Origin of the sequence: Paenibacillus sp. MAEPY2 (assembly GCF_000499205.1) — a bacterium.
Classification (GTDB): Bacteria; Bacillota; Bacilli; order Paenibacillales; family Paenibacillaceae; genus Paenibacillus; species Paenibacillus vandeheii.
The window spans coordinates 1-17043 of sequence record NZ_AWUK01000049.1; the positions used below are offsets into that span (position 1 = coordinate 1).

12 protein-coding genes are annotated in these 17043 nt (G+C 38.7%); 8 read left to right on the forward strand and 4 right to left on the reverse strand.

Annotated elements, in window-relative coordinates; all coding sequences use genetic code 11:
- Positions 1 to 72: 72 nt before the first annotated feature.
- On the forward strand, positions 73 to 396 hold the full coding sequence (locus tag P364_RS0131025) for a hypothetical protein (protein WP_024633896.1): 324 nt from the start codon (positions 73 to 75) through the stop codon (positions 394 to 396).
- Between the two features lie 12 nt (positions 397 to 408).
- On the opposite strand, the gene P364_RS0131030 is transcribed toward P364_RS0131025, so the two are convergent.
- The 4 genes from P364_RS0131030 to P364_RS0131045 all read right to left on the reverse strand — a co-directional run bounded on the left by P364_RS0131030 (position 409) and on the right by P364_RS0131045 (position 7551).
- Positions 409 to 2847, reverse strand: coding sequence for a type IV secretory system conjugative DNA transfer family protein (locus tag P364_RS0131030; RefSeq protein WP_024633897.1), 2439 nt, complete (start codon positions 2845 to 2847; stop codon positions 409 to 411).
- 138 nt (positions 2848 to 2985) lie between these two features.
- Positions 2986 to 3990 (reverse strand): hypothetical protein, encoded by a 1005-nt coding sequence (locus tag P364_RS0131035; protein ID WP_024633898.1) that lies wholly within the window; start codon positions 3988 to 3990, stop codon positions 2986 to 2988.
- Between the two features lie 1618 nt (positions 3991 to 5608).
- The gene (locus tag P364_RS35765; protein ID WP_024633899.1) at positions 5609 to 6160 is read right to left on the reverse strand and encodes a hypothetical protein; all 552 of its coding nucleotides are present in this window, start codon (positions 6158 to 6160) and stop codon (positions 5609 to 5611) included.
- 41 nt (positions 6161 to 6201) lie between these two features.
- Complete coding sequence (locus P364_RS0131045; RefSeq protein ID WP_024633900.1) at positions 6202 to 7551, reverse strand: hypothetical protein; 1350 nt, start codon at positions 7549 to 7551, stop codon at positions 6202 to 6204.
- Between the two features lie 541 nt (positions 7552 to 8092).
- Here P364_RS0131045 and P364_RS0131050 point away from each other — a divergent pair.
- The 7 genes from P364_RS0131050 to P364_RS0131085 all read left to right on the forward strand — a co-directional run bounded on the left by P364_RS0131050 (position 8093) and on the right by P364_RS0131085 (position 17025).
- The gene (locus P364_RS0131050) at positions 8093 to 9073 is read left to right on the forward strand and encodes a replication-relaxation family protein (protein WP_024633901.1); all 981 of its coding nucleotides are present in this window, start codon (positions 8093 to 8095) and stop codon (positions 9071 to 9073) included.
- A 343-nt stretch (positions 9074 to 9416) separates the two neighbouring features.
- Positions 9417 to 9806, forward strand: a complete 390-nt coding sequence (locus P364_RS0131055; RefSeq protein WP_024633902.1) for a hypothetical protein — start codon at positions 9417 to 9419, stop codon at positions 9804 to 9806.
- 22 nt (positions 9807 to 9828) lie between these two features.
- Complete coding sequence (locus P364_RS0131060) at positions 9829 to 10932, forward strand: conjugal transfer protein (RefSeq protein WP_024633903.1); 1104 nt, start codon at positions 9829 to 9831, stop codon at positions 10930 to 10932.
- A gap of 18 nt (positions 10933 to 10950) precedes the next feature.
- On the forward strand, positions 10951 to 11142 hold the full coding sequence (locus tag P364_RS0131065) for a hypothetical protein (protein ID WP_024633904.1): 192 nt from the start codon (positions 10951 to 10953) through the stop codon (positions 11140 to 11142).
- A gap of 110 nt (positions 11143 to 11252) precedes the next feature.
- Positions 11253 to 11654 (forward strand): TcpE family conjugal transfer membrane protein, encoded by a 402-nt coding sequence (locus tag P364_RS36420; RefSeq protein ID WP_024633905.1) that lies wholly within the window; start codon positions 11253 to 11255, stop codon positions 11652 to 11654.
- Between the two features lie 33 nt (positions 11655 to 11687).
- Positions 11688 to 14351: an ATP-binding protein gene (locus tag P364_RS0131080; RefSeq protein WP_024633906.1), complete on the forward strand. Its 2664-nt coding sequence runs from the start codon at positions 11688 to 11690 to the stop codon at positions 14349 to 14351.
- Entirely contained in the window at positions 14320 to 17025 is a 2706-nt protein-coding gene (locus P364_RS0131085) for a CD3337/EF1877 family mobilome membrane protein (protein ID WP_024633907.1), read from the forward strand. The genes P364_RS0131080 and P364_RS0131085 overlap by 32 nt, the downstream gene beginning before the upstream one ends.
- Positions 17026 to 17043 lie beyond the last annotated feature (18 nt).

A 17043-nucleotide genomic window follows, 5' to 3' on the forward strand; every position in this document is an offset into this window, starting at 1 on the left:
ATATATATTGTTTAATTAGAATATGTGTTAATATATGAGTTATAATATTTATGAATAGAAAGGGTTGTTATTATGGCCGGCTCAGAAAACAATTATGATTTAAATTCTCCACTTCATGTTTATCTTAAAGATATGATTTCGAAACTCCCTAATGCTACTAAGCTTATAATTCAAACCCTATCAAAACAAGACTATAATAAAGAAGATCTTTCATTAAATGCTCGCGTTCGTAGAGGTGAATTGAACGCAGCCCTGGTCTGGGTTGAGTCACTAGGCTTAGTTTCTTATAGCTCAAGTGGACGTCAGAAACTTTATAGTTTAACTCCATTAGGTAAAGTTTGCTTTAGTGAGTATAACGACATATTCTTAACTCTTAACGAAGAAAAATGGGAGTAGTGAATCGGAGTTTTACTCCGATTCACTACTCCCTTTGTTCGAACGTTTATCCTCAGCAGTTTGTCTAATTCTTTCAGCTAATCTTAAAGTTGTTTCATCTATTGAAGCTGGAGCAAATTTCACCTTTGATTGCGGGTGTATTTGTTCTGGCTCTTTTATTATCTCTTCTTCTATTTGAACTGGCTCTTCTGCAGGACTGTCCCAAAATGTATTCCTTACCACTAATGGTTTCTCATTTTCCTCTAAGATATGCCCCTCCCTTGTTATCTCAATATTTTCATTCTGCTGCATAATCCCTTTTTGTGCTGCGGCCTTTTCTTTAATTTTGGTTAATTTATCAGTTTTTGCATCGTGATCAGTTTCTTGTATCACAACCATTGCATTGGAGTCAGGTTCACTGACATCTTTGTCCTCTTCCTCTTCAACTAAATTCTCCGTAGTTGAAAGTTTACTAAATAATACTTTTGGTAACGGTAATAGTATCCCTATAACCGGATCCAAGCGTTCATTATTGTGAACTCCTCTAAATAATACCTCGCCAGCTTCTCCTGTTTCAGTGTTAAAACCCCTCAAAGATTTAATCGTTGTTGGTTCAACGATGTACCTTTTCTCCTCTTTAATTTGGGTTTTGAAACCACTTGTGGACATTTCATCTGTCCCACTACTTTGTCCGATTACAAATTTCTCACCTATCATATCTGCTACGTAGTCTGCATCTTCATTCTCTAAACCAGCTAAGATAAACTTCTGCACAGCGTTCTGCTTGACCATGGCACCTAATCGTTTACTAACATCTGTCAGCTGTTCATTTCCCTGATGTATTACATCAACAAAAACTTCAAATTCACGAGCCATCTCCATAAAGGTGCTAAATTCTTCATCCGCAAACATCTCAATTTCATCTACTCTTAGTTGATGAGCTCTAATTTCTCCTTTTAGATTTCTTCTAAATGTGCTAGCTCGTAGTAAGTTCAAGAATAACCGTCCTACTGTGTAAGTCAGTGTTTGAAGAGTACCGTACGCTCCATTGACTAGGATGACTTCACCGCGCTCTAATGCCTCATCTAAGTTGAAGGTTGATGGTCCACAAAAAATACGTTGAATATACTTATTACTCGTAAGTTCAGTTAAGTAGTCATATAAGTTCGAGTAGGTTTGCTGGGCGTGTTCCTGCATTTTCTGACTACCTGCCATATTACGAGTATATTCTCTTAATAATGGTACCTGGCTTTCAAGGCCTAACCGGCTAATCTCTGATAGTACTTCAACTCTAAAATCATCATTCATAGGCTGTACCAGCCGATCTAGTTCATTATAAGTACAATCATTCCCATAAACGAATTTTAAAGCTTTCATACAAACACGTAGTAATTGTGTTGTTCTACTCTTAAAGTATTGAACTGCATCGGCACCTAGATATCCATGATATGCAGATACGTTTGCTTCAATCATTGGTTCTATGTCGGATCCCTCTGGAACATACATAGGGTTAAGACAACTTGTGAATTCATATTCAGCATCTAATCTGTGGTAAGGTCTACCGATTCTATCCATGAAATTTGCTAAATTATTTATAAGTGAACCTTTAGGTTCTATGATCGTGGTCCCTATGTAGTCGTTGAGCAAGTCTTGAACGATCAGGGTCGTTGCTAGTAATGTTTTACCAGACCCGGTACCACCTAAGGTTTGACCATGTTGAGCCCTATCCTTTCGAGTTAAAGTGACTAACTGACTTTGTCTCTCTTTAGTCGGCTGAGTATAAAACAATTCTAAAGTACATTCTTCAGAATAATATCGAAGATGCGATAAACATCCCTTTGCATTTAGATCAATTCCATCGAATTCATACAGTTCTTCTTTAGTAACTTTATCTTTTCTTAGAATCATATTTAACAATGAACCTTCTTGTTTAACCGGAACTTTCCGTACTTCTACTCCTTCCACTAGTGAAGTTAACTTGGTGAATATTGTCCGATTAATCTTAACTTTCAGCATAAAGTACAACGTAAATATGGTTACGGTGATTACTGTAATGAAAGCAATTAATATTCCTATTCCACTAGGTAGAAACTTAATTAGTATATGACCTAATGCGAGAGCACTTAAGGTATTAAGAAATGTTTGAATAATTGGCTTAGCATAAGCGTTTCTGAACATCAAAGGACTTGAATATATTATGTGCCCGAGAAAACACGACAACAACAATGGGATCGCTCTATAAAAAACTGGAGATGATCCGTACCAGAGATCCTGGTATTTAGCTACCAGCCAAAAGAAACATAATAGTAATATTGCTAGAAATAGAACCGCTTGCGCGTTCCATAGTGAATTTTTATTAGCAGGATCCATCGAAAATCTACGGACTGATATGTATATGTTTTTGAAAACAAAGCCAATCATATGACCGATTGCAGATAAGATACCTCCAAAGACCAAACCAATGTATTTCAAACTATTTCCCCCACTCACTTATATATTGATTAATATATTACTATATAAGGGTTAAGGTGTCATGATTATTTTGACGGTATCATGTTTGTAAATTTGGCACAAAAAAAGCAGTCTCCCTTTTGAGAGAACTGCTTTTCATTAGTTTGAAGAAAAAAAGCGTTTAAAAAAGCCTTTTTTTTGTTGACCAGCCGTAGATAACCACATTCTAATTTCGAAACTAAGTTCCGGATGATCACTGGCCACATTACGAATTTTAGCTCTGACTGTCTCTCTTTCAGATTCATTTCTAGCTGTGTCGTATTCTTCAAATAGATTATTAACCTTTTGCTTGAGATCAAGGATCTGTAATTCTTTTTCATCTTGTTTAAATCTTATAATTTTTTCCTCTGCAGCAGTTTTATATAGTCTAATTGTATAAGCATGATTAGGATACTTGTTTTCTAAACTATTGTATTCAATCCAAATAAGTTCTTTATCAGCTATTGAAGTATTAGGTGATACTATTCTTTCGTATATATCTACAGCAGCTTCTTTTGCTTCCTGGTCTTTGTTTGCGTCAGCCAACAAGTATTTTTCAGAAGATGACCTCACCTTTTTTTCAATGTCCTCAAAAAATTCGTTTGATTTTATCATCTCCTCGAACTGCTCAAATCTTTCTAGTTTTTTGTAGATTTGAAGTAAAAGTTCATTATTGTTGTTTTCACCTTGTTGAGTTGATGATGTTCTAGCAACAGTACCAGTAATGATCTCTTTCAGCTGTGGCAGAGTGTACTCGGACCCTTCTCCCGTAAGTCCATGGATCATTTTCATTTTAAACACAGAAATATAGTTATGTTTGTATGTTTTACTGTTTCCTTCGCCCATTTGAGTTGGATTCACATATTCTAGCAACTCTCGTCTTTTATTTTTTATTACGTAGTTGTGTGTCTCACACAAATCTGCAACTTGGTTCGAGGTGTATAAGGCTTCTCTATCCATAGAAAGAATCTTATCCGTGAACAAACGATCTAACCAACCTCTTTTTTTATAAATCTCATACAATAGTGACTTGTCATCAAAGGCTTCTATAAGTAATTCTCTCATTTCGTCTCTTTTTGCTTCTTCAATCTCTTCTTTTGTAAGCACCTCATCGATATCCTTCACTATTACCACCCGCTTCAATCAAATTGAAACCCTATTACACTCATTATAACTGAATAAGCAACGTTTATACAGCTTTACACACTTAATTTTAATTCGGATTAATCTTGATTCATACGTATAGATTCGGATTAACTCGTATTAATTCAGTCCCGGCAAAGAGAGGGTAAACCTGAATATAACCATTTACTCGCAACAAACTCTCAGAAATACGTATTTAATCGTATTAGCACGTATTAATCTGGATATATTCGTACTAATCCGAATATCAAATCGACTGAATAAAGCTGAATAAACATCATTCATTCAGGAATTTACATGACTGGATAACAACAAAGGCAGTATTCAATTATAATTAAGTTAGTATTCTATTAAAATTGAATACTAATTAATGTATTACTCATTCACAAATGTACCATGTAACATTCACTTTATTAGCAGACAGATTTTGACCTGGAGATTTTTGAGAAGAGTACCAGCGAATTAAGAAATCATATTGTCACCAAATGCCAGAACAAAAAACACCTTGCTGAGGATCACAAAACAATGGAATCAAAGATAGCTAACAACTAGAATCAGCATGAAAGAAAATATCCAATCGACTTTTGTACGGTCAAGACAACTTAAAAGCTCATTTGATCCTCTATATACTGATAATGGTAATTAGATAACGCATACCCACAGACGATTCTGCAATACCGTACACTGATCTTATGAAAGATTACATATGGGTTAGATGAGGAACTTTTGATAACTCCAATTTAGCATCACCAGAATATTTTACTTTTAATGAGGTGAGAGGAGACAGCTGAACATTACTAAATGACCTTCAATGCCTCAAAAAACGAATTAATAATGCTGCCCTTTTCTAACCAGTCAGAGATCTGAAGATCAAATAAAGAAGGGGCATATCCTCTTGATTTATTTGGCTTTTCATGAGGACAGATCAAGTTAGTTCTCTTCTCACCATCAGGTAAACCGATTCGCTAAAGAGAGAAGTGCGATGAACAAATCTCTGGCCAAATAAAAATGAGTCAGACAAGGAGTTTTTGTACATCATGTAGTGTTTAGCAGATGTCACTGGAGTCCTGTCGGTTGTTTCATCTGAGATAGGGATGGGGAACACAATCTTGAGAATTTTCTAGGACGTCCTAATAAGGTTGGTATAAACGTAGTTCGTGCAGCGGATACAACATCAATTATGGAGGAGCTGCTATTACTAATAGAGGTAAATTGTGATGTGATTATCAGAATTCAAAAGATGGGGAAGATGTTGGCGCTGAGTTTCATCAAATCTGAGGATTCCAATAGGTAGGACAGATTACCCGAGTAGGGGGCCTGCTATAGTCAGTCAATATCGCATGAGTGTTGACCAATAGTTGAGTCAATATAATTATCCTCCCAGTAGCCCTAGGACATTAGACAGAATAAATCTATCTAGATGAACTGGTATGAACACTCACTTTGCTCTCAATAAAGCTGAAGAATTAGCTGCTTGTCTATTCACTTATCAATCAGGCACTAAAAATGAAATTAATAAAAAAAACAGGCGACCTCGTTCCAGCATAATAATCTGGAGTAGATCGCCTTAGGACAGTTAATAATGCTATTAACTTTATGTTTATTGATATGAGCTGATAGTACTCTGATCGAATGTTTTCTTAGCTTTTCTTCCCGGGGAAGGATTAGCCGGCTTACTTGTTGATTGAGTATCTGTAACTGATTCTGATTTCACAATGCTAACGTTAGAATCTGAAACAAGTCTACTGCCAAGATCAGATTTATTCTCAGTCTCTCCAATGGTTACACCTGGATGGAGCGGAACAGAAAGAGGGGGAATCTGGTCCCTAGTAGTACTATTTGTCTCCTTCTTCACGATTACTTCAGTTGGTTTCTCTTCGTAAGATTTTACAGCTGAAGTCGGTGCACTCATGGTTGTTGGTCTAACGCTATCTGAAGGAAGCAACGTCTTTATAGTTTCAATATCCCGTATCCTGGGAATATAAAGTTGTAGATTCCTTATGCCATTCTCAGCGATTTCCTTTTGGATTAGATACCTCATTGAATCTGCATAGACGGACTGTGCATTTATCCAATCTAGCACAAGTTGCTCTTCGTCTTCTTTTAACTTTAGCACCGCCGCTTTCCCTCTCTGTGCATCAGTTTTTCTCACAAGTAAATACCTCCTTCCTAATCAGGATAATATGAATTTAGTTATTCCTTTGTACTAGCAGCTTGTTTTACAGTTGATTTCTTATTTTCTTCTACTTTCTTCATTGAGACATACTCAGGAGAAGATAAGAATTTCATTTTTAGAGCCTCATAAATTGGGCTTTTCACAAAATAATCAAGTCCTTCACCATTCAAAGTGACAGCATATTCCGCAGGAACATAGAAAAGATGTATTCTGGTGTTGTCGCAAATAGCCTTCAACTTTTCATAGATCATCGGTTTCATTAGAATGCTACCACCACCATACGCTACTACAATATCAATCTCGTTTGCTCCAATCTTTAGAATTTGATCGTTTGAGTGGTGTAAAATTTGATTAGCTTGATTATCACAGTGAGGATTAAACGCCTGTAAAGCTTCATTTAGAAACTTATGTTTTTTATTTGAAAGTTGGCTCTTAAGGATTTCACTATATTGTTGACGTGTAATTGAATTGAAAGCATGAGGTGCCAAAGTAAGAAGATCCGGAATCGCAGCAGTAATTGCATGTCCAACCCCGTTATTAATGCCATCTCCAAAATCGTTGTCAACGGCATCGCCTCGTGTAAAAGGGGTATCAGCAGTACCGTCACCCATATCGATGTGCATTATGTTTTTCCCTTCGAAGTAACCTCCATCAATGTCTCCGAGTTTATATATTTCTGCAAACTCATCAAACATACCAGGAAGATTGGTATCTTCAGTTTCAACTTCGTCTGTATTATACGAAGTTGTTCTCCAGTCGCCATTTGAGTTCATTTGAAGAGCAAAAACAACAGCGGTCCCCTCTTGTAAAACATGTACATAATGAAATTGAATCTTAACAGTAACGCTCTTTGTAAGACCTAAATGTACAGTTACGAGATGAGAACCCAACATAAATTTTTGACGTAATTTCATGCTATTCGTAGGTGAACATTGTTTAACTGGTAATGCAGCTGCCATATCAGCTTCTACTTCAATCGCCTCGTTAAGGTTGTCACCTTCACTGTACGCTTTTTGTACGGCTCTTGCTGCAATTAGTGCCAAGGTATTTATGTATGGTACAAGTTGATCGGCCTTCGATCCGTTTCCTTTAACGTATAGACTGGTTACATTTTCCCCATTCGTCTTTAGAGCATGATTTCCAATGGTGTACATTCCTGTAGGAACAGCTGGAGAGATAATAGATACAACCAAATTATCAAATATGTTTTTTAGATTTTTCTGTACATCGATATCATCGTCTTTCCAAGGGAGTTGTCCAATTGAAGAAAAGACATTTGGTTGTCTTACCAACTTACCATCAATATAAACATCTGCTTCACTATTGCCTATATCATTCCCTACAGACATTGTGTATTTCTTCGTCATATAAAATTCCTCCTTAATAAACCTCTTGTAGTTATCACATCACTTCATCAGTTTATATTCTTTTATAATCGGAGTCAACCTTGTATGTAATTGAGTAGCAACCGGATTATTACTTTATATACATTGAATTATAATTTAATTATAATAGCGAATTGAATACACGGATAAATCCGTAGATATCCGGATTTATCCGCTGACCTGAAAACTGTATTAATTCGGATATATACAGCTATACCTGAACCTGTCCATCCATATCAGGAGAAGAGCATACTAATTCATTTTACAGTCTGTTTATGTCACAATTATAGTAAGGAATTTTGTAATGCTTTATGTCGTACTTTAAAAATATCGTACGTAATGATATTCAAATGTTTCTATGTCAATAAATTAGCTGAAGTAATAACTTAGGTAGTTTAACTCTCAAAGTATTGCTGTATCAGGAATTGATAACTTGAACAAATCGCGACTAACACCGTATAATACAATCCAATCAACCCAAACCACTCATGGCTCAGATTCAAGGTTTAGGAAAGGAGAGGCAATGACCACTAGCAAGAGTAAAATTAAATCAGATAGTTCAGCCGAAAGAAAAAGGAAAAAAGACTCATCCGAATATACCCTTGGAGAGACTATTGATCTTCTTACCGACAGAGATTGGGAGATGCTCACTGATTTGTACATGTGTCGATGTATGCCACAGCAAACCCTGTTAAGTACCTATTTTTTAGATACACCTGAATATCATTATCCCGAATATGCCAGCGCATCAGAGCAAGAAAAAAAGGAACTGGAACAAAAAAATGAAAACAGAGCTATAACGAGGCTTAGAAGGACAGTAAAACGTTTCAAAGATCGTGGATTACTGGAGTACTCTACTTACGACCCTAATTCATCTGATAAACCTTCACATAGGAGAACTTCGAAGATCTTAGGAGAAACATGGTATTATCTAAGCAGCCGTGGTCTTAAAATAGTCGAAATCAAAAAAGGGATCTTAGAGGAGAATCGTCTTTCTAAAAATGATCTTGATATGGAACGTGCAAAAAAGGATCACTTCTGGGAGTTAGGTAAGGTATATTTAGATTTACGTTACAAGTGGATGAATCAAGACTCAGACTTAAAGCAATATCATGACTGGGATTGGTATCCGTCTTTATCCGTGTATAGCGACAATGATACGATATCAATTCGACCCGATGCTGTGTTGAGAATTGGACAGCAAGTGTTTTTCGTTGAACTGGATCGTTCCACCGAGCCAATTCAACGATCACCATTTCACACGGATCAGGTTTCTATCGAGAAAAAGTTAGAACGTTATCGAGATGTGATGAAACTTACATCTAACAAAATCATCCGTGACGGCATCATCTCATTTATTGTTCCCAATGCAATCTATAACAAGCGTCTTACTAATATCGAAAATGCAGCTCAAACCGTATTCGGTTTAAACAGCAGAGTTTTAACTGGAAGAAACATCGGAGATGTCATATCTGCGTATTCAACTTTTTCAACATCTCAATAGCCTTAGTTAATCCAACCCGCATTTGTAATGAAATTTGAAAAATATCTGTCTGGCCTTTCCCTAGTAGGGGAGAGGCCTTTAATTTTTTACTTTTCATAAATCCCCTCATAAACAATATCCACGCGTAAACATGTAAAAAGTAGATTCCATTTGCTTTTTACTTCATCACCTTAATCATCCCATCCCAATAACCTGAAGCACCAACACAATGCAGAAGCTTTTTGTATTTCTCACAATGGAATTAAGCATGAAACCATAAGCTATTTTAGTATATTAATCAATTAATTATTATGTTAGTATATTGATTGATTAACTAATAAGATGGAATGGGGGTGATATTCTATTGAACAAAAACAAGAACATCGTATTGATCAGTATCAGCCTACTCGTCATTTTGACAGCTGCAGTGCTATTAATACGCACACCGAGCACTCACAATACACCTGTGCCGGAAGCAGTCCCGCCACCTGCGAAGGTTGAAGAATCTGAACCAACCCCACCGAAAGAATCCAATCGAGATGAATCACATGAAAAAGTGGAGAAGGTGATTGATCAAGCTACTGAGGTGGTCGTGGGTACCGTTCCTGGGATAATGGATAAACTCAAGAGTACCGGAAAGTGGTTCATGGAATTTGATACGAAACATGCACTCATACTATTGGGGGTCGGTGTTTTTCTAGTCAGTGTTCTATCAACAGGGAACAGAAACAACAAGAGCAACAAAAATCGTTAATAGTTAGGAAGGTGCTACTCCATTGGGTTTTCTTAAAAAAAAGAAGTCACATGAATCTGATGATGACGATTTAAAAAATGATTCCCCTAAGGTGAAGAAGGCTAAAGATAAGTCGATTAAACCTAGTTCACCTAAACGCACTTCGGGTAAAGCCTTCATTCGATTCGTATTTTGGATGTTTGTTCTATTTATCATCTTTAAAGGTGTCGTTTCATTCACACAAGGTACAAGGGTAATCGAAAAGGTTACAAACATGGGTTCCAGTGAGCCCGCGATCACAGATGGGATAAAAGGGTTTGCGAGTGATTTTGCTACTGAATATTTCACATGGTCAATTAACGATGTAAATAATCGTACCGAAAGACTCAAAAAATTCATAAGTGGGATCGATGCAGATGCTGGATTAAAACCTTATGAGGTTAAGGGTACATCCCATGTACAATCCGTTGAGGTTTATGACACAAGCCAAATTAACGAAGCTTCATTTGAGATTACATTAAATGTTCGTCGTGAGGTGGACCTTGATTCCGCTTCTGAATCAGTCGCAACAAAGGATAAAAAAGGAAAGGTGATCAAACAGACTTATATAGTGGTTCCTGTATCTGCTACCCCCAAAGGTTTTGTTATTGATAACTACCCGCGCTTTGTAGCAAATCAGCAAAAAGGAGAATCCGTACCATCTGAGCAAGGTGTGTTTATCTCAGATACGGAACAGATTGAACGAGCCTCTGAATTGGCTAACAGTTTCCTTAGCTCGTACTTTGAAGGAAATGTGAGTCAAATCAAATACTTCTACGACGATATCAAAAATGCACCTTCACAACTAACTGCATCTGAATTTGAGATGAATAAGGTGGAGAATGTGTCAGTGTACCAAATGAAAGGTACAGAGACTTTACCATCCTATTTACGAATCGAAGCATCAGTGCTCGTGAAGAACGATATCGGAGAAATTTTCACAAACTTATGGATCCTGAATGTAATCGAAAAAGATAACCGTATGTATGTCATTTCAATTGGCGATCAGAACGATCGACAAGATAAACAAACTACAGTAAACGAAATTTTTGAAGAGGATACCACTAATGGAACCTCAACTTCAGATCCAACCACATCAACTGAATAGTCGAGAGGAGCAAATTTCATGCGCTTAAATAAAAAACTGTTAACACGTGTTTCATTAATCATTTTTTCAAGTCTGATGTTTGCATTGCCCGTGTTTGCGAGTGATCCAGGTGTTAAAGCCAATACATGGTTACAAACGAACCTTGGAGCATTAATCCCAGGTTTTATTCTAATAAGTGCCTTGTTCTTTTTTTCACAAGAGATTGGATGAAACTGCTTAGCTTCGTTGGAATCATTCTAGTAATAGCTATGATTCTGAACTGGACTGAAATGAAAAATCTAGCCAATACACTTTGGAAAGCTGTTTTCGGTTAAGCCACAATGAGTGATAAAAAAGAGTCTCCCAGAATTACTGTCTCGAATTACACGAAGATATGGAATTTAGATTGGGTCATATATGCGATTGAAGGGAAGAAACTTCCCATACCGGCAAACTTAAGGTTAGTTGGGATTTTTGTTGCATGCTTCATCTTTTGGTCGCTGTTAGGAAAAATCTTATTCTTTATACCAGGTGTGTATACGTATGCTTTTCTACCCGGAATCTCTGCCTGGTTAATTGCTAAACAAAAACTCGACGGCAAGGCCCCACATAAATGGCTGCTGGGCATGATCTTCTATTGGTTACGTCCAAAGCATTTACATAGGTACCGTAAAGTTGAGCACAACAAGCGCTACGTGTATACCAGTAAAATCGCATACAGAAAAAGAAGAGAGAGTGCTTAGGCACACTCTTTTCTTTCACAAGGAGGGAAAAGCTTGGCAACACTTGGGGAAGTACAGAAAAAACCGAGCAAAGTAAAAATTGAATTTCCTATTGCTTACTTCGAGCAGAATCTAATATTCAATCACAATAAAGAAGTATGGGCCATCTATGAGCTCAACCCGTATATATACGACCATCTTAGTGATCAGCAAAAAATTGACCGTCTTATCACTCAAACAGCTTCACTCGGTATGTTAACCGATAAGTTTCATATCTTATGGCTTCCTAAAACGCATGACATACATCAGCACCATGAAAGACTTCGGCAGAAAAGAGTATCTGGCCCCCTTAAGAAGAATTCAATCGGCATTATTTATCAGATGGAAGATTATCTCAGTTCCAACTACAACTCTGTTGAAGGGGTGAACAATGCCGATTACAAAGCATTTCTGGTTGTTTATCTCCCCAAAAGTGACTCAAAAGATCTGGTAGACCAGCTTGGCTCCATGGTAACGGAGATGAAAAAATTAGTACTTCACCCGAAAAGAGCCATCGAAAACCTATCTGGACTGAATGAACCTGAGATCTTTGAACACGAATTTCAAAGTTATCAGGTAAAAGAGAGACAGATCTTTGATCGCCTATCTCGTAGGATGAAAGTCAAAAGAGGAACAGAACAAACAACGGAGTGGCTAATTAAGAGGAACTTCTGGTGGGGTATTGCTGATCCACCTCTACGTTCTACGGAAAATGAAAACTGGTCTCCTAAAAAGACCAAAGGCAAAAAAGCCGGTAAACCTTCATTCTTCTACGATTCTAGGCAAGTACTGACTCTCACGGAAGCTGATATTGATACATCTCATCCACGACGAGTGGGGATTACACAATTACATGAAGGTACAGATAAGCAAATTTATCATGCATACTTAGCGCTCTCTGAGTTACCAGATAATTTGGACATGCCGGGTTCTGAATGGCTATATAGTGCAGCTACACTTCCATTCCCTGTCTCGATGAGTATTAAGGTCGACGTTCTGGAAGCACGCGACGCACTCAAAAAACTGGCACGTAAACGAATGGATATAGATAACCAGGTCAAAAACATTCAAGAAGCCAACGCTAGTGTGCCCATGGACCTGCAGGAGAAACAAGAAAATGCCATGTATCTAGAGGATGAGTATAAGAAACGGAAAAATCCAACATTCATCACTCATGTAACCTATGGGCTTTATCACACAAACCTGGATCTACTCAAAAGTAATATATCCATCCTACAAGATCACTATAGAGACTTTGGAAACATTCATGTTGAGCTACCCAGTGGAGATCAGTGGCTCCTATTTAATGATTTTATACCAGGATCTCCTCGGTATGTGTCAGATTACATTCAGCGGATCCCCCCAGAAATGTTAGCATCCGGTATGGTGGGTGCTACGCAAGAACTGGGAGATGGGAAAGGGCTTTACATCGGTACTACAGGTCCACTTGACCGTCCTGTCTATCTTGATCCAGCGAACGCCAGTCAGGAGAACCGCAGTCCGAGTATGTCTCTTACCGGAACACTTGGCGGTGGTAAATCGATGGCAGCAAACCTACTAGGCTATCAAAATGCGGCTGTCCTTGGTGGTAAAACGCTTATTTTTGATCCGAAAGGCGAGCGGTCCAATTGGCCGGATGCTCTTCCTGAACTGGCTGGACAGATTCAAGTAGCTACATTGTCTTCTGCCAAAGAAGACATGGGTAAACTAGACCCGTTTGTCATGCTAGATGATATTGAAACTGCGAAAGAAGCATCTGTTGAGATTCTTGCGTACTTATCATCTACTAAAACCAATAGCGTGGAGTACAGTTACATCTCCCAAGCAGTAAATAAGGTGGCCAGTGGTTCAGATCCTTATTTAGCTAAGGCCATCCCCGTACTCTATGAAATGGGATTGACGCGACCGCCAGCAAAAGTACTAGCTGAAATTCTTGAAAGTTTTGAAACGTTATCTTTCGCTAAGTTGTTATTCGGTACTGGTGGAGAAGCAACTATCAAATTGGATTATGCAATTAATATATTACAAATTCAAAACCTGAAGATGCCATCCCCCGAGAAGTCTCCGGATAACTACTCATTGGACGAAAAAATGAGCGTTGCACTCATGTTTGCGATTGCACGATTCGCCCATAAGTTTATCTATCACAACATCTCAATCTTTAAATTTGTCTTGATGGATGAAGCTTGGGCCTTACTTGGCACACAAGCGGGTAAAGCTCTCGCTGATATGATTGTTCGTACAGGTCGTTCATTAAACGGTGGTGCCGTTTTCATCACTCAAAATGCGACGGATATGGCAGGAGACTTGGCAGGTAACATCGGGATTAAGTTCGCTTTCCGCGATCAGGACAATACAAAGATCAAAAATACACTTTCGTATTTTGGCTTGGAGCATACCCAGCAGAATATGGATATGATCAAGAACTTGGAAAACGGTCAATGTCTGATGCAAGATTTGTATGGTCGTATCGGACTTGTTTACATCGATGTGGTATTCCAGCACCTATTTGATTGCTTCGATACACGGCCACCTGCAGAGTCGGATGCTGCTGTGAATGAGGAAGAAGAGGAAAACGAGTTCTCAGTTCTTCAAAATTTCCAAAACTATTATGAAGAACAATATAGCAAGGAGGGGGACTCCTTGGATGATGATACAACGGATAAAGAACCAGCTTAATCAGCCCAATCAAGGTCGAAGATGGATGACACTATGTTTAGTTGTATTTATGCTTTTGGGGAGTATTCTTACTAGTCACGTAGCATATGCAGACTCTCTCGATGAGATGATCCCCAAAGACGATACAGCCAATACCAACTATAACAAATACGGTGTTTCGCATTATTCTTTTCAAACCGTCGCTAAAGATCGTCACTTCTGGCAAGTGGGTGACAAAGCTCAGGACGGGATTGTTCGCGCTTTTGACCATGGCTTGTCCATGTTATTTCTTGCGAATGTGCAAATCGCTAGATTCTTCAACTTTATTGCCAGAGAAGCTTTTACTTTCAGTCTAATGGACCAGCTCATTGACGCCGTAGCAGACATTATTAAAAGTGTAACCGGCATTAACGGAGGCAGCATCAATAAAGGGAGTTTTTGGGATAGCTTGGGAGGAATGCTTGCCACAATCACCGGGTGTTATGTTGCCATATTGATGGTGAGAGGTCGTTTCTTGGATGGTTACTCACAGGCATTTACGTTTGTTATGGCATTAGTCATCTCCCTCGCGTTTTTTGCTAATGCGGGCCCCTTCCTTAAGTTTGCTAATAGTCTTGTAGGGGATATAGGAAATACCATTTATATCTCTCTCGCCAAGACGACTGGACTTAAAACAGATTCAAAAGAAGGAGTTACGGTCATCTCGGAGCAAGTGTGGCAGGAGCTGGTGATTCGTCCGTATACCATGTTGCAATTCGATGACAGTCAAATTGCAGAGAAGGACCCCCAAGTCCTGGACAAGGTGCTCACCACTGACTCCTTCTCGGATGAACGGGAAGACGCTCTGAAAGAAGCCGCTACAAAGTATCCAAAAGTTGAACAAGAGCGATCTGCTTCTCAAATGATTATTGTCTTAGTAAATCTCGCATTTTCATTGTTTATTTTGGGTTTCTTCTGTTTTTGGGCCATTGCAACGATTTTCATGAGATTTAAAACATTGATTCACTCTTCATTCATGTCTATCACCTTGCTTGGTGCACTCTTCCCAGGGCGTGAAGCAGGCTTTTCCGTAATACGAAGTCAGTTCATCAAGCTCATTGGTTTACTCATGATGACAACGATGACCATGATATTCTTCAATTTCTCGCTTGTATTTGGTCATTTGGTCTATGAAGCTGTGGCGGTGAAGGGAGGTAGGGGTTGGTTCACTGGAATGATATTTGAAGCTATAGCGGTATTCCTCGTGTTTAAATATCGTGATGAAATTACGAGTGTATTCAGCAAAGCAACAGGTGTTATTCCCGCAATGCCAAAACCTAAATCAACGATCGTGGATAGTGTACAACGAAATATCACACGTTCCCTATACAATGGCGCTACCAATAAAGTAAGCGGTTTGTTTAACCGGAGAGAACACGAGGGGGTTCCACGTAGCTTTAACCCTAGCTCAATTACGAAAGCAGACAACAACCTAAACGATGCAACGTCAGCAAGTATGATGCTCCGTTATCAACGGGAAAAGCAGGCTTCTGAAGAGATTGCTACTGAATACGGCGAGCCTGCACAGTACACCCCGTTTGTTCAGAAGGTTAACGACAACTTACGCAATGGCACCACAAGTCCCTTCCGCGGTATGGACAAAGAATGGAAAGAAGAGAAGGGACGTCTTAAAGACATCAAGGATGATGGTGGCAATGTCAAACAGGCTATTTTAACCCAAGGTGTGCATGAAGGCATGAATGACCAGGAAGTGGCTGCTACGATTTATGGGAACGAAAATGCCATTCGTCAGGCATCTACATTCATGGTCCAACGTCCTAAACGTGCTGTAGATCAGATGGAAAGAGCGAAGACATTGAATCGTAATCGGAAGCTGCAAACAGCAGTCGATGACTTTACAATGATCCAACTCTTTGACCGGTATAAAGTGGATTATAAACAAGCAGTAGATACAGCCAATATGACAGATCAGCCCGTTCAACATACGGATTTCGTAAAAGAAATGGATTCGCGATTTAAAGCATCCGGCTTGAAAACGAATCAGATGATTAATGACACCATGCTCGTCCGTTCCGGACGGATTTCCATTGCCTCTAAATTCGAAGGTATGGATGAATTTAAAAAATACAAAATGCAGCTGCTTAAAGCTAACGAAGCGTTCAGTAAAATCAACGCACCTAAAGATGGCATCGTAGCTCCCGGACCTCAAGTACGTACAGCTGCCCCAGTTAACACAAAAGCTGTTTTATCTAAAATGCCACCTATGCCGGATAGCCGTATTGCGAGCCAAACGCAAACGCTGGATCAGAAGGCAGCCGTATTACTGAATGTTAAACCGACCATGGATACGAAGATGAGTCCTAAGTCAGTCAACTTTAATAACAAAGCATTGAAAGCTCAAATGGATGACTCCAAACAAAAACTGAAGACCGTCATGAACGCAGATGATCTCCGGTTAGAAATCAATACGGAAACCAACCAACAGGTAGCGATCAAAATGAAAGAGAAAATATCCACCGAAGTCAGCAGTGGATTGCAAGATGAACTTAAACATCTTAAAACGATGCAGCGTTCTCGTCAGGTTGCTACAGTCAGCAATGCTGCTGAGAGTCTATCGAAGAAAGTACAAAACAAGGCACGTACTGCTAGGAAGCAGACAATTAGCCAGCAGAACAACTCCGGTTCTACAAGTTAATCTAGTTATTTTGAGGAC